The sequence below is a fragment of the Nocardiopsis sp. NPDC058789 genome (assembly GCF_042745575.1).
GTDB lineage: Bacteria > Actinomycetota > Actinomycetes > Streptosporangiales > Streptosporangiaceae > Nocardiopsis > Nocardiopsis eucommiae.
In genome coordinates, this window is the sequence record NZ_JBHYOW010000008.1 from 209,588 (window position 1) to 222,537 (window position 12,950).

Annotated in this window: 13 protein-coding genes; 7 read left to right on the forward strand and 6 right to left on the reverse strand. The window is 70.9% G+C overall.

The window, feature by feature from the left end; genetic code table 11:
* The first annotated feature begins 53 nt into the window (after positions 1-53).
* The gene (gene def, locus ACFW3L_RS14210) at positions 54-719 is read left to right on the forward strand and encodes a peptide deformylase (protein WP_378740206.1); all 666 of its coding nucleotides are present in this window, start codon (positions 54-56) and stop codon (positions 717-719) included.
* 341 nt (positions 720-1,060) lie between these two features.
* Entirely contained in the window at positions 1,061-1,879 is an 819-nt protein-coding gene (locus tag ACFW3L_RS14215; protein ID WP_378740208.1) for an MBL fold metallo-hydrolase, read from the forward strand.
* 308 nt (positions 1,880-2,187) lie between these two features.
* Here the strand turns inward: ACFW3L_RS14215 and ACFW3L_RS14220 are convergent, their stop codons facing one another.
* Positions 2,188-2,847 carry a hypothetical protein gene (locus ACFW3L_RS14220; RefSeq protein WP_378740210.1) on the reverse strand — a complete coding sequence of 220 codons (660 nt, stop codon included), beginning with the start codon at positions 2,845-2,847 and terminating at the stop codon, positions 2,188-2,190.
* A gap of 308 nt (positions 2,848-3,155) precedes the next feature.
* Here ACFW3L_RS14220 and rnhA point away from each other — a divergent pair, with 308 nt between their 5' ends.
* Entirely contained in the window at positions 3,156-3,629 is a 474-nt protein-coding gene (gene rnhA, locus ACFW3L_RS14225; protein ID WP_378740213.1) for a ribonuclease HI, read from the forward strand.
* A 78-nt stretch (positions 3,630-3,707) separates the two neighbouring features.
* On the opposite strand, the gene soxR is transcribed toward rnhA, so the two are convergent.
* Complete coding sequence (gene soxR / locus ACFW3L_RS14230) at positions 3,708-4,172, reverse strand: redox-sensitive transcriptional activator SoxR (protein WP_378740215.1); 465 nt, start codon at positions 4,170-4,172, stop codon at positions 3,708-3,710.
* Positions 4,173-4,181: 9 nt separating this feature from the next.
* Positions 4,182-4,859: an ABC transporter ATP-binding protein gene (locus ACFW3L_RS14235; RefSeq protein WP_378740217.1), complete on the reverse strand. Its 678-nt coding sequence runs from the start codon at positions 4,857-4,859 to the stop codon at positions 4,182-4,184.
* A gap of 286 nt (positions 4,860-5,145) precedes the next feature.
* On the opposite strand from ACFW3L_RS14235, the gene ACFW3L_RS14240 reads away from it, so the two are divergent.
* A complete protein-coding gene (locus ACFW3L_RS14240) occupies positions 5,146-6,129 on the forward strand; it encodes a DUF2332 domain-containing protein (RefSeq protein WP_378740219.1) in 984 nt (327 codons plus the stop codon).
* 69 nt (positions 6,130-6,198) lie between these two features.
* Here ACFW3L_RS14240 and ACFW3L_RS14245 read toward each other — a convergent pair whose 3' ends face one another.
* Positions 6,199-7,182 carry an adenosine deaminase gene (locus tag ACFW3L_RS14245; protein ID WP_378740221.1) on the reverse strand — a complete coding sequence of 328 codons (984 nt, stop codon included), beginning with the start codon at positions 7,180-7,182 and terminating at the stop codon, positions 6,199-6,201.
* Between the two features lie 188 nt (positions 7,183-7,370).
* On the opposite strand from ACFW3L_RS14245, the gene ACFW3L_RS14250 reads away from it, so the two are divergent.
* Positions 7,371-8,534, forward strand: coding sequence for an aminotransferase class V-fold PLP-dependent enzyme (locus ACFW3L_RS14250; protein WP_378740489.1), 1,164 nt, complete (start codon positions 7,371-7,373; stop codon positions 8,532-8,534).
* A 334-nt stretch (positions 8,535-8,868) separates the two neighbouring features.
* Entirely contained in the window at positions 8,869-9,294 is a 426-nt protein-coding gene (locus ACFW3L_RS14255; protein WP_378740491.1) for a pyridoxamine 5'-phosphate oxidase family protein, read from the forward strand.
* Positions 9,295-9,350: 56 nt separating this feature from the next.
* Here ACFW3L_RS14255 and ACFW3L_RS14260 read toward each other — a convergent pair whose 3' ends face one another.
* Complete coding sequence (locus ACFW3L_RS14260) at positions 9,351-10,373, reverse strand: aminotransferase class V-fold PLP-dependent enzyme (protein ID WP_378740223.1); 1,023 nt, start codon at positions 10,371-10,373, stop codon at positions 9,351-9,353.
* A 136-nt stretch (positions 10,374-10,509) separates the two neighbouring features.
* Here ACFW3L_RS14260 and ACFW3L_RS14265 point away from each other — a divergent pair, with 136 nt between their 5' ends.
* Positions 10,510-11,466: an NAD(P)/FAD-dependent oxidoreductase gene (locus ACFW3L_RS14265; protein ID WP_378740225.1), complete on the forward strand. Its 957-nt coding sequence runs from the start codon at positions 10,510-10,512 to the stop codon at positions 11,464-11,466.
* Between the two features lie 73 nt (positions 11,467-11,539).
* On the opposite strand, the gene ACFW3L_RS14270 is transcribed toward ACFW3L_RS14265, so the two are convergent.
* Entirely contained in the window at positions 11,540-12,841 is a 1,302-nt protein-coding gene (locus ACFW3L_RS14270; RefSeq protein ID WP_378740227.1) for a metallophosphoesterase, read from the reverse strand.
* Positions 12,842-12,950: the final 109 nt, after the last annotated feature.

Below are 12,950 nucleotides of genomic sequence, written 5' to 3' on the forward strand. Positions count from 1 at the left end.
TTGGCGGTGTCGTGACCGCCGTATCCCCTTGAGCCCGCCTTGAGAGAAGGACCATGTCGGAGCAGTCCATGCCCGTGCCCGTAACCGTTGTCCAGGGCCGGGAGGTTTCGGACTTCCCCGAACTGGCTCCCGAGGCCGCCCGGGGCCGTGTCCTGAGGGTCACGGTCACCGGCGAGGAGGTCCTGCACCGGGTCAACGCCGACGTCCCCGCCGCCATGCTGGGCGGCGCCGAGCTGGCCCAGCTCGTCGACGACATGTTCGTGACGATGTACGCCGCCGAGGGCGTGGGACTGGCGGGCAACCAGGTCGGCGTGGACCTGCGCCTGTTCGTCTACGACTGCCCCGACGACGACGGGGTGCGCCACGTGGGACACGTGATCAACCCGGTCTTGGACGAGCGCGACCTGGACGACCCCGTGGTGGTGGAGAGCGAGGGCTGCCTGTCGGTGCCCGGGCCGCACGCGGACCTGGGCCGGGCCGAGCACGCCACGGTGCGCGGGCTGGACCGGGACGGCAACGAGGTCGTGCTGAGCGGGAGCGGCTACTTCGCGCGGTGCCTCCAGCACGAGACCGACCACACCTACGGCAAGCTCTACGTCGACCGGCTCTCGCTGCGTGAGCGCAAGCGGGTGCTGAAGAAGATGAACGAGATGGCCGACAACGTGTTCGCCCGTCGGGAGGAGCGCGCCCGGGAACTGGAGCGCGAACTGGCGGAGTGACTCCCTGAGCCGTGTGTGGGGGCGTACCGGATCTGTCCGGTGCGCCCCCACTGTCGTGTGGACGACGTTCCCCGGATCAGGCTGGAGGCGCTGGCCCGGTACGGGACGCGCGCCAAGGCCCGGTGAGGGCCTCGGGCGCCACCCGGATGTGACGGTGGGTGCTGGCGCCTCCTGAAGGTGCCGCACCTTCCGGCCGACGTGCCACCGGATTCCTGTCTGTGGCTGTCGATAATCTGCGAAGCAGGCCGAGCTCCGGCGGATGGGCTGGCGGCGACACGGCCACTGACCTCGCCGAGCTGTCCACGAACGGCTCGATCAACCACGAAGGAGGGAAGGCCGCCATGCTGACGCAGGTCGCGGAGGGTGTGCTGATCCACAGAAGTGAGTTGCTCCAGAACAACGCCGTTGTCGTGCGAGGCCAGGCGGGTGTGCTGCTCATCGATCCCGGGCTTACCGGCGGCGAACTGACCTGCCTCGCGAACGACCTGTCCGAGATGGGCGAGCCCGTCGTGGCAGGCTTCTCGACGCATCCTGATTGGGATCACGTGCTCTGGCACGCCGACCTTGGCGACGTTCCGCGTTACGGCACAGCCCGCTGCGCGGCTGACATGCGAGATGTGCGGTCACACACGGACTGGAGGGCTCGCGCCGAGGAGGGGCTACCGCCGGAAATCGCCGAGGAGACACCGCTGGACCTGTACGGCCTCATCACTGGTCTGCCTGCCGGGGCGGTGCGGATCCCTTGGGATGGCCCTGAGATCCGAATTGTTGAGCATCCGGCGCATGCCCCGGGCCATGCGGCGCTGTTGATCAAGGATCGCGGGGTGCTCGTGGCCGGCGACATGCTGTCTGACGTCTTCGTCCCGATGCTCGACGACTTCAACGGCACCAATGAGCCGGTCGAGGACTACCTCGTCGGGCTGCGACGGCTCGAGGACGTGGCGGACGGCGTCGATGCCGTCATCCCCGGTCACGGGTCCGTTTGCGGGGCTGATCAGGTACACGCACGGATCGAACAGGACCGCGTGTACGTGCGCGCCCTGCGTGACGGCGGTGTTCCCGACGACCCGCGGGTCAACTCGCCCAAGCCTGGCTGGGAATGGGTGCGCGACATCCACGCGGGGCAACTCCAGAAGCTCGCCCGAAGGAGAGCGACATGAACCGTTGTGCGAGCACCCACACCCGGGTCGAGGTCCTGGGATGCGGTGATAGGCGTGCTACCCCTCGCACTGGAAGCGCGGGTGCGAGGAGTAGCACGGGTGCTCCGAGTGCGAAGCCCGCGCGATCCGCTCCAGGGAACGCACAGCCGTGACTTGTGCCGGTCCCGCCTCGGGCGGAAGCACTGTTCCAGATCGGTGGCCGACGGCTCCTCGGGGCCGTAGTGGGCGATCTGGTCTTGGGAGAGGTACTCATGCGGCCTGGCCGCGAACGTCCGGGCCGCGGACGGGGCGGGCCCTCCCGGGGGCGCTCACCCGTGACCGGTGAGCTGTCCGCTCGCGGGGTGCCGAGGGGGACCACCCCGTTCCAGGAGCACCCGTGCGAGCCCCTCCCGCCACTGCGACCAGTCGTCGATGCGCGGGCCCTCCAGGAGGCGGTTGTAGTGGCGCGTGAACCGCAGCAGCGACCACTGCGGCTGGACGGCGCCGGTGACCTCGGGTTTGTCGTCGATCAGCACGTCGCCCAGGACCCGTGACTTGTCGCGCGTGATGACGGTGTTGTTCGCCAGCTCTGGGCCCAGGTGTTCCTGGACCCAGAGCAGCTTGTCCGAGGCACAGGTCGGGTTGCTGAGCCAGGGGCTGGTGCACACCGCGACGTCGATGCCCGCGCGGACCATCTCCCCGACCGCTTCCACACCGCCGGGCACCGGCTCCAGGGCGGCGAAGAAGCCGGGCTCGTCGAGCACGGTGGTGTTGGCCCTGCGCTCCTCCTCGGAGAGGCCGGTGAACAGGTCGAAGCTGTCCCGGTTCCCGGCGTCGGCGATGGGGATGTGCGGGAAGCGGCGTCGGCGGGAGGCGACGAAGTGTTTCTCCCAGTGGCACAGGACCTCGTCCATGTCCACGAGGACGGTGGGCGGGCGTCCCTCCTTCGCGGTGTGCAGGGCCAGGGCGTGCGTCAGGGGATCGCTCATGCGCCCATGATGGCCCATGTCCACGGCTCGGTCGGGGGCGCACTGGCGGGGATGGTGGGGCGCTCGGGTTCGGACGCTGTCCGGGGGCGTGTTCGGTGGGGTGCGCCGTGGGGTCGGGTCCCGCGGGTTGTTGTGCTCTCGGTGAGCGGGTGGTTGGTGGTGTGCGGGGCCGGGGGCGCCTCTGGTCAGGATGATCGTCCGCAATGGTGGGTTTAGCGGTTCCATTGGTACCGATTGGCCTTGAAAGTGGCTCTTGTCATGGGGGCTGTGGCCTTTCCGTGATCGGTGAGGGCGGTAGATTTCCCGGCATGCAGAACGGGGACGAGGTCGACCAGGGGTCGACGGAACGCGTGGTCATCTACACCGACGGGGCGTGCAGCGGCAACCCCGGCCCGGGCGGCTGGGGGGTGTGGTTGCGCTACGGGACGCACGAACGCGAGCTGTTCGGCAGCGAGGCGCAGACCACCAACAACCGCATGGAGCTCATGGCGGCCATCCAGGCGCTGGAGAGTCTCAAGCGCGACGTGCCGGTGCTGTTGCACACCGACTCCTCCTATGTCAGCAACGGCATCACCTCGTGGGTGCACGGGTGGAAGAAGCGCGGCTGGAAGACGGCCGACAAGAAGCCGGTGAAGAACGTGGACCTGTGGCAGCGCCTGGACGAGGTGGCCTCGCGCTACGACGTGGAGTGGAAGTGGGTGCGCGGGCACAACGGAGACGAGGGCAACGAACGCGCGGACGAGCTGGCCCGGCGCGGGCGTGACGCGGCCGCTGGTCTGTAGCGGCGGTGGTGGGTGTGGCGGCGGTGCCCTGGGGGTGCCGCCGCTTCGTCGTGTGCGGGGTTCGCCCTGGGCCGGGGGCTAGTCCTCGTCCTTGAAGGGGTCGACCATGAGGCGGCGGGGGCCTGGGCCGGTGGCGGCGAGTTCGTCGTCGGGGTTGGAGAGGACGCAGGTGTCCAGGGAGAGGCAGCCGCAGCCGATGCATCCGGTGAGGTCGTCGCGTAGGCGGATGAGCTGGGTGATGCGGGCGTCGAGTTCCTCGCGCCACTGTGCGGAGACCGCGGCCCAGTCGGAGCGGGTGGGGGTGCGGTTCTCGGGGAGTTGGTCGAGGGCTTCGCGGATGCGTGCCAGGGGGATGCCCACGCGTTGGGAGATGCGGATGAAGGAGACGCGGCGGAGGGTGTCGCGGCGGTAGCGGCGTTGGTTGCCGGTGGTGCGGCGGCTGTGGATGAGGCCCTGGCGTTCGTAGAAGTGCAGGGCGGAGACGGCGACTCCGGCGCGTTCGGCGACCTGGCCGACGGTGAGTTCCTTGGTGATGGGTGGCACGGGGTCAGTTTAGGTGGGGGTGCTCTGGAGTGCGTACAGGCGTGCGTAGGCGCCGCCGCGCATGAGGAGTTGGTGGTGGGTGCCGGTTTCGGTGGTGTGTCCGTGGTGGAGGAGGTGGATGCGGTCGGCGGTGCGGGCGAGGGAGGGGTGGTTGGTGAGGGTGAGGTGGGCGGTGGTGGGTGCGGGTCGGGGTGTGGGGGTGGTGGGTTGGTTGATGAGGAGGAGGCGGGCGTGGGTGTGGTGGGCGTAGAGGGTGCGGGCGTGGTGGATGTGGGTGGTGAGGGTGGGGTCGAGGTCGGCGGTGGGGGTGTTGAGGTGGCGGGGGTCGAGGTGGGTGGTGGTGAGGGCGTGGGTGAGGTGGGGGTCGTGGGGGTTGGGGTGGGTGTGGCCGGTGATGGTTTGGGCGAGGGTGGGGTTGGGGTGGGTGGTGTGGATGGGTGTGTGGGTGGTGATGTGGCCGGTGTTGGGGGTGGTGTGGTGGTTGAGGAGGTGGGTGAGGGCGTGGGTGGCGGTGGTGGTGAGGCCGATGAGGGCGATGTGTTGGCCGGGGTTGATGGTGAGGTCGAGGTGGTGGAGGAGGGTGGTTCCGGTGGGGGTGGTGAGGGACACGTCGTGGAGGGTGAGCAGGGGTGTGGGGGTGGTGTGGTGGGTGGTGCGCCGTAGGTGGTGGCGGGTGGAGAGCCTCACGGGTGTCCGTTCGTGTGGGTGGTGGTCTCCTGCCTGGGATTGTCCCGGGCGTGTGAGAGTTCTCGTTATGTGTTCGTGTCCTTGGTCTCGTTGTTCAGCGTAGGGGCGGGTGGGTGAGGGGGACATCAGCTGGTGGGGTCTGATGGTGGGTGTGTTCTCCGGGTGTTGTGGGGGTCTTCGTGGTGTCGCTGAAGGGGGTGCTCGACCGTGGGGCGGTGCTCGGTGGTCGGGGACGGGGACGGTAGGTTGCCGCGCACCTGAAGTGTTCGCGGAGGAGGGTGCGACGGTGAGTGTGGACGCGGCGGCCGAGCGGGAGAGCGCACGGATCGCGGAACGGTACCGGGGGTTCGCGGCCAGCTGCGCGCGCGGGGGGTCGGTCGAGTACGAGCGCCTCGCCCTGGGGGTGGCCGGGGACGCGGAGGTGCGGGAGCTGGTGGCGTCGCTGCCCGAGGGGAACAAGCGCCAGCCCAACCTGTTGTTGGGGGCGGTGCGGTACCTGGGTGGGCCGATCGACTCCTGGGAGGGGTTCCGGGAGTGGGTGGTGGAGCACTGGGAGCGGGTGCGCCGGGTGGTGGAGACGCGCATGACCCAGACCAACGAGGTGCGTCGGTGCGCCACGCTGCTGCCGGTCCTGGCCCGGCTGGAGGGGCCGTTGGCTCTGGTGGAGGTGGGTGCGTCGGCGGGGTTGTGCCTGTACCCGGACCGGTACCGGTACTCCTATGACGGGGGTGCTCCGGTGGGGCCGCAGGGGAGTCCGGTGCTGTTGGAGTGCGGGACCCGTGGTCGGGTGCCGGTGCCCGGGCGGGTGCCGGAGGTGGTGTGGCGGGCGGGGTTGGACCTGAACCCGTTGGACGCCTCGGACGCCGACGACGTGCGGTGGTTGGAGTCGCTGGTGTGGCCGGGGGAGCATCGGGCCGAGCGGGTGGCGCGGTTGCGTGCGGCGGCGTCGGTGGCGGCGGCCGATCCGCCGGTGATGGTGGCGGGGAACCTGTTGGAGGCCCTGCCGGAGTTGGCGGGGCGGGCGCCGTCGGGGGCGACGTTGGTGGTCTTCCACAGTGCGGTGGCGGCGTATCTGTCCGAGGGTGAGCGGGTGGAGTGGGAGCGGTTGGTGGGTGGGTTGCCGGGGCACTGGGTGTCGAACGAGGACTGGCGGGTCTTCCCGGGGTGGGAGGGGGCGCGTCCGGTGGTGGAGGGTGACTTCACGTTGGCGGTGGATGGTCGGGTGGTGGGGTATACGGGGGAGCACGGTCAGTCGTTGACGTGGCGGTGAGGGCGGGATGAAAAAGGGGGGCCTCGCGCGTGGTGCGCGGGCCCCCCTTTTTTTCTGTGTGGTGCGGGGTCAGAAGGTGTGGGCGTCGACTTCGGCGAGGAGGGCCTGGCGGCGTTCCTCGGGCAGGAAGGAGGCGGTGAAGGAGTTGCGGGCCAGGGTGCGCAGGTGGTCGTGGTCCAGGCCGAGGTGTTCCTGGAGGCCGAGGTAGTTGTCGTTGACGTAGCCGCCGAAGTAGGAGGGGTCGTCGGAGTTGACGGTGACCAGGAGGCCGGCGTCCATGAGTGCGGGCAGGGGGTGGTCGGCGAGGGTGTCGACGGCGCGCAGGCGGACGTTGGAGAAGGGGCACACGGTCAGGGGGGTCTGGGTGGTGGCCAGGTGGGTGACGAGTGCGGGGTCGTCCAGGCAGCGGATGCCGTGGTCGATGCGTTCGGCGCCCAGGAGGTCGAGGGCCTGCCAGATGTAGTCGGCGGGGCCTTCCTCTCCGGCGTGGGCGACGCGGTGCAGGCCGAGGTCGGCGGCGGCCTGGAAGACCTCGGTGAACTTCTCGGGCGGGTTGCCGACCTCGGCGGAGTCCAGGCCGACGGCGTTGATCTGGTGCAGGTGGGGGCGGGCGGCGTGGAGGGTGTCCATGGCTTCGCTGGCGGGGAGGTCGCGCAGGAAGCAGAGGATGAGGCTGGTGGAGATGTTGTGGCGTTGGAGGCTGGTGTCCAGGGCGGAGGAGAGGCCGTTGATGACGGTGGCCAGGGGGACGCCGCGGTTGGTGTGGGCCTGGGGGTCGAAGAAGATCTCGGCGTGGCGGACGCCCTGGGTGGCGGCGCGGGTGAGGTAGGCCTCCGCGAGGTCGTGGAAGTCGGCTTCGGTGCGCAGGACGTCCATGAGCTCGTAGTAGAGGTTGAGGAAGGACTGGAGGTCGGTGAAGGAGTAGGCGTCGCGCAGGGCCTGGACGTCGGCGTGGGGCAGGGTGATGCCGTTGCGGTCGGCCAGGTGGAAGGCGAGTTCGGGTTCCAGGGTGCCTTCGATGTGGAGGTGGAGTTCGGCTTTGGGGATGGCCATGGCAGCCGGGCGCCCTTTCTTCGGGTGGTGTGGGTTGTTGGCCATTGTGGCTGATGGCGGGGGGTGGGTTGGCCTGTGGTGGGGGCGGTGTGGGACACATCGGGGCCGGTGTGGGGGTGGTGGTCTCGGCCCGGGGTGGGGCAGGGTGCGGGTGAGGGGTCGTCGTCGAGGTGAGGAGTGGGCGCGTGGTGGACGTGGCTGGGTTGCGGGCGCAGACGCCGGGGTGCGCGGGGTTGGTGTTCCTGGACAACGCGGGGTCGTCGTTGGTGCCGTCGGTGGTGCACGAGGCGGTCGTGGGGCATCTGGAGCTGGAGACCCGGGTGGGTGGGTACGAGGCGCGGGAGCGTGCGGCGGGGGCTGTGGAGGGGTGTACGGAGCAGGTGGCGGGGTTGATCGGGGCGTCGCCGGGGGAGGTGGTGTTCTTCGAGGGGGCGTCGCAGGCGTGGTCGTTGGCGTTGGGTGCGGTGGTGTTGGAGCCGGGGCAGCGGGTGTTGACGACCAGGAGTGAGTACGCGAGCAACGGGGTGGGGTTGTTGCGGTTGGCGGCGTTGCGTGGGGTGCGGGTGGAGGTGGTGCCCGACGACGCCGACGGGGTGGTGGACGTGGGGGTGTTGGCGGAGGAGTTGGGGCGTGGGGACGTGGGGTTGGTGGCGATCAACCACATGCCCACGCACAGCGGGTTGGTGAATCCGGCCGAGGCGGTGGGGGCGGCGTGTCGGCGGTTCGGGGTGACGTACTTGTTGGACGCCTGCCAGTCGGTGGGGCAGTGGGAGGTCGATGTGGAGCGGATCGGGTGTGATCTGCTCTCGGGGACCGGGCGTAAGTTCCTGCGGGGGCCGCGGGGGACGGGGTTCCTGTATGTGCGGGAGGGGACCCGGTTGGGTGAGCCGTTGGTGGTGAACCACGTGGGTGGTCGGTGGAGCGGGCCGGGTGAGTACCGGGTGTTGCCGGGGGCGGCGGGGTTCGAGGCGTTCGAGCACGCGGTGGCGGCGCAGGTGGGGTTGGGTGTGGCGGCGGCCTATGCGCGTCGGGTGGGGATGGGGTGGGCGCGGGAGCGGATCGACGGTTTGGCGGGGTGGTTGCGGGGGGCGTTGGGTGAGGTGCCGGGGGTGGTGGTGCATGACCGGGGGCGGGAGTTGTCGGGGATCGTGACGTTCTCGGTGGGTGGGCGTGAGTCGGAGTGGGTGGTGGGGGCGTTGCGGGAGCGGGGGGTGCGTACGAGTGTGGCGCGGCCCTTTGATCAGCGGTGGTCGGAGGGGCCGGGGCACGCGGTGGTGCGGGCGTCGGTGCACTACTACAACTCGGAGGAGGAGTTGGAGCGCACGGTGGGGTTGGTGCGGGGGTTGGTGTAGGCCCGTGGGCGGGGTCGTGTGTGGTGGTGCGGTGCCAAGGAGCGGGCCGCGCGGCGATCCGGTGGCGGTGCCGTCCCCGCTCTGGTGTGTCCGTGCGGGTGGGAGTAGAGGTCGGTGGCGGCGACCACGGTCTCGGCGATGCCGCCGGTGTTGCTGGTGTGGGCGGTGGCGGGGCGGCGGTTGCGGTCGGGTCGGGTGGGGGTGCCGCTGGTGGGTTTTGTGTGTTTTTGGTGGGGTTGGTGTGGTGGTGGGTGGCGGGGCTGGGATCGTTGGGGGCAGTGGTCCGGGTGTGGAAGTAGGGGGTCCTGTGTCGGGGGAGTCGGGTGTGAGTGGTGTGCAGAGGGAGTCCGTGCTCGGGGAGACGGATCCGTTCCTGGTGTTCTGGGGTGAGCGGCACCTGTGCACGTTGGCGTCGCCGCGTGCGGACGGGAGTCTGCACCAGGTGCCGGTGGGGGTGACCTATGACCCGGAGCGGCATCTGGCGCGGGTGATCTCCTCGGCCACGAGTTTCAAGGTGCGGAACCTGGAGGCGCGGCCGGGGTCGCGGGTGTCGGTGTGCCAGGTGGACGGGCGGCGGTGGTCGACGTTGGAGGGTGAGGCGTGGGTGAGCCGTGATCCGGCGGTGGTGGCCGAGGCGGTGCGCCGGTACGCGTCGCGGTATCGGGAGCCGCGTGCGAACGCGGATCGCGCGGTGATCGAGATCGTGGTGAAGCGGGTGATGGGGAACGTGCGGCCCGAGCGGGAGGGGATCGTTCCCTGACCGGTGGTGGGGCGTTGAGGGGGCTGGTGTTCCAGCCCCCTTCGTCGTGTGGGGGGTCAGGAGGTGAGGACCTTGGCGGCCAGGTCGGCGTCGGCTTCGGTGTTGTACAGGTGGAAGGCGAGGCGGGTGTGGCCCTCGCGTTCGGTGGCGGTGATGCCGGCCGCGCGCAGGGTGGCCAGGGCGTCGGGGTGGTCGACGGTGGTGATGGCGGAGTGGGCGGGGGGTTGGTCCAGGTGGGCGCGGAAGCGGTCGGTGAGGCGGGTGTTGTGGGTGTGGACGTGGTCGACGCCGTGGTGCAGGAGGGTGTCCAGGGCGGGTGCGGCGGCGACGGCGGCGAGCCAGTTGGGGGAGAGGTCGAAGGCGCGGGCGGTGGGTGAGGGGGTGAAGTGGTCGCGGTAGAAGGCGGTGGCGGGGTCGGTGTCGGCTATGGGTCCGGCGTTGATGGGGCGCAGGCGGGTGCGTAGGTGGGGGGAGAGGTAGGCCATGGCCAGGCCTCGGGGGGACATGAGCCATTTGTAGGCGGAGCAGACGAGGGCGTCGAAGCGGGTGGCGTCCAGGGGGAGCCAGCCGGCGGCCTGGGTGGCGTCGGCCAGGACGAGGGTGTGGTGGGTGCGGGCGGCGGTGAGGATGTCGTCGGTGGGGGCCAGGGCGCCGTTGGCTGATTGGACGGGGCTGTAGGCGACGAGGTGGGTGGTGGGGGTGATGTGGTCGGCCAGGGCGTGCAGGGGTGCGGTGTGCACGGTGATGCCGCGGTCGGCGTGGGCGTGGAAGGGGAAGGTGGTGGAGGTGAACTCGCCTTGGGGGACGAGGACGTGGGCGCCGTCGGGGAGGGAGGCGGCGATGGTGCCGACGAGTTGGGCGGTGCTGGCGCCCAGGGTGATGTCGTCGGTGGGGGCGTGGAGGAGTTGGGCGAACCGGGCGCGGACGGTTTCGGTGGTCTGGCTCCAGTGGTGGGGGTCGGCGGTGGCGGTGTGCCAGGTGTGGGTGGCGTGGGTGAGGGCGTGGTGGGCGGTGGTGGGTGGGATGCCGTACTGGGCGGTGTTGAGCCAGATGGTGTCGGTGTTCCAGGTGCTGTTCATGGGTGGGGAGCCTAGGGCATGGGTGGGTTTGCGTGTGGGGGGAGGTTCCCACCTGGTGTTTTGCTGTTCTGGCAAGGATTGTTGTCGGTTGGTGGGGTGGGGGTGAGGATGGGGGCACGAACTGAGGAGGACTGTGATGGACGAGCCCACGCGTGAGGTCGAGGTCGTGGTGGTCGGTGGCGGTGTGGCCGGGTTGGCGGGGGCGCTGTCCCTGGCCCGGGCGCGCCGGTCGGTGCTGGTGGTGGACGAGGGGCGCCCGCGTAACGCCCCGGCCGAGGGGGTGCACGGCCTGCTGGGGCAGGAGGGTGTCTCCCCTGCTGAGCTGCTCGAACGCGGGCGTGCGGAGGTGGCCTCCTACGGGGGTGTGGTCGAGTCGGGCCGGGTGGTGGCCGTGGAGCGCGCGGGCGACGGGTTCGCCGTGGGGCTCGCGGACGGGTCCGTGGTGGGGGCGCGGCGGTTGCTGGTGACCACCGGGTTGGTGGACGAGCTGCCCGACATCGACGGGTTGGCCGAGCACTGGGGTTCGGGGGTGCTGCACTGCCCCTACTGCCACGGGTGGGAGGTGCGCGACCAACCGGTGGCGGTGGTGGCCGACGGGCCGGTGGCCGTGCACGCCGGGCTGTTGTGGCGGCAGTGGACCGATCGGGTGACGGTCCTGGCCGACCCCGCGCGGGACCTGGGCCCGCAGGGCCGGGAGAAGCTGGTGGCGCGCGGGGTCACCGTGGTCGACGGCCCGGTCCGGGCGGTGGAGTCCGACGCCGACGGGGTGAGCGGTGTGCACACCGTGGACGGCGTCGTGGTCGCGGTGCGCGTGGTGGTGGTGCCCACGTTCATGCGTGCGCGTTCGCGGTTGCTGGCCGACCTGGGGGTCGCGGTGAGCGAGGTGCGGATGGGCGAGCACGTCATGGGCACCCATGTGGAGGTCGACGCGATGGGCGCGACCTCGGTGCCGGGGGTGTGGGCGGCGGGCGACGTCACCTCGCCCAGCGCGCAGGTGGTCGGTTCGGCGGCCGCGGGCAACAGGGCGGGGGCGGCGATCAACGCGGACCTGGTCATGGCGGAGGCGGAGCACGCCCTGGACCCGACCCGGTAGGCCGGGGGGAAGGGTGGGGCGCCCGGGCCGCCCGCACGCGGCTCCGGGCGCCCTCGGGGAGAGGGTTCGAGGGTCAGGACGTGGTGGTCACACGCTTGCCCTGGTCGTCCTTCACGATGGTGAAGGAGTCCACGACCCGGCCGTCGGCGGTGCGGGCCACGTACTCCAGGTGCGGGCCGTCCACCTCCACGGTCTGGAAGGTCTGGGTGTCGGTGAGCTGGACGCGGGCCTCGGCGCCGTGGTCGGCCCAGTTGTCGTCCTGGGCGTCGTACATCTTGGGGCCGGTGACGGTGACCGCGTACACGGGGCCGGTGTGGGTGTCGGGGTCCTGGGTGCGGTTCGCGGTCAGGTTGCCGCGGCTGTAGGAGTGGTCGTGGCCCTGGAGGACGAGGTCGACGTCGTGCTCCTCCAGGATCGGGAGCCAGGAGTCGCGCAGGGGGCCGTTGTCGCGGCCGGGGCTGTTGGAGAAGACCGGGTGGTGGAAGGTGACCACGGTCCACGGGTTCGGGTTGTCCTCCAGCACCGACGCGAGCCAGTCGCGCTGGGTGTTCAGCCACGCTCCGGGCCGTAGCGGGGTGGTGTTGCGGTAGTTGGAGTTCAGGACCACGAACCGCACGCCCTGGTAGTCGGTGTGGTAGACGGTCTCGTTGAGGTCGGCGCCGCCGGTGGGGCCGTTGCCCGCGCCGGGGAACTGCGGGGTCCAGTGGTCGCTGAGGTTGGTGCCCGAGTACTCGTGGTTGCCGGGGGCGGTCACGTGGTTGATGCCGCCGGTGGTCTGGCTGCCGAAGGCGTCGTACCACTCGCCCCACTGGGAGTCGCTGTTGGCGTGGTCGATGAGGTCCCCGGCGTGCACGGCCAGGGCGGCGTCGGGTTCGGCGGCCAGGGCGGCGCGTACGACCGGGGCGGCGCCGGAGGTGATGTCGTTCTGGATGTCACCGAAGTACAGGAAGCTGAAGGGGTCGGCCTCGTGGGAGGCGGTGGTGAAGGTGTGCCACGCGGCGACGGTCTGGTCGCCGTCGCCCACCCGGTACCGGTAGGCGGTGTCGGGGGTCAGGTCGGTGGCGGTGGCCGCGTAGTGGGTGCCGCCCGCGTCGCCGGTGACCTGCCCCTGGACCCGGGTGACCTGGTCGGGGTCGGCGGTGGGGGCGATCTCCAGGACGGCGGTGCGGCCGTGGTCGGCGCGCCAGGTCACGGTCTGGGAGGTGGCGGGGTCGGCGGTGGGGGAGAGGGTGAGCCGCTCGGGGGCCTGCTGCGCGGAGGCGGTGGTGGGCAGGGCGACGGCGGGGGCCAGGGTCATGGCGCCGACCCCGAGCAGGGCCAGGGCGTGACGGATACGCAGCGGGCGGCGTGCCGCGGAGCGGGGGGACGCGGTCATGGGGGGTTCGCTTTCGTGCGGGGGGCGGGACGCTGGTGAGGTTAGCGGCGGGGGTGTAACGGGGTGTGAACGCGGGGGGACGGAGAGCCTGCGTGGGGTCGACAACCCC

What these genes read in the sequence shown, in the direction of transcription:
- def (WP_378740206.1), top strand. Translation starts at nt 54, where the DNA reads ATGTCGGAGCAGTCCATGCCCGTGCCCGTAACCGTTGTCCAGGGCCGG.
- ACFW3L_RS14215 (WP_378740208.1), top strand. Translation starts at nt 1,061, where the DNA reads ATGCTGACGCAGGTCGCGGAGGGTGTGCTGATCCACAGAAGTGAGTTG.
- ACFW3L_RS14220 (WP_378740210.1), bottom strand. Translation starts at nt 2,847, where the DNA reads ATGAGCGATCCCCTGACGCACGCCCTGGCCCTGCACACCGCGAAGGAG.
- rnhA (WP_378740213.1), top strand. Translation starts at nt 3,156, where the DNA reads ATGCAGAACGGGGACGAGGTCGACCAGGGGTCGACGGAACGCGTGGTC.
- ACFW3L_RS14245 (WP_378740221.1), bottom strand. Translation starts at nt 7,182, where the DNA reads ATGGCCATCCCCAAAGCCGAACTCCACCTCCACATCGAAGGCACCCTG.
- ACFW3L_RS14260 (WP_378740223.1), bottom strand. Translation starts at nt 10,373, where the DNA reads ATGAACAGCACCTGGAACACCGACACCATCTGGCTCAACACCGCCCAG.
- ACFW3L_RS14265 (WP_378740225.1), top strand. Translation starts at nt 10,510, where the DNA reads ATGGACGAGCCCACGCGTGAGGTCGAGGTCGTGGTGGTCGGTGGCGGT.
- ACFW3L_RS14270 (WP_378740227.1), bottom strand. Translation starts at nt 12,841, where the DNA reads ATGACCGCGTCCCCCCGCTCCGCGGCACGCCGCCCGCTGCGTATCCGT.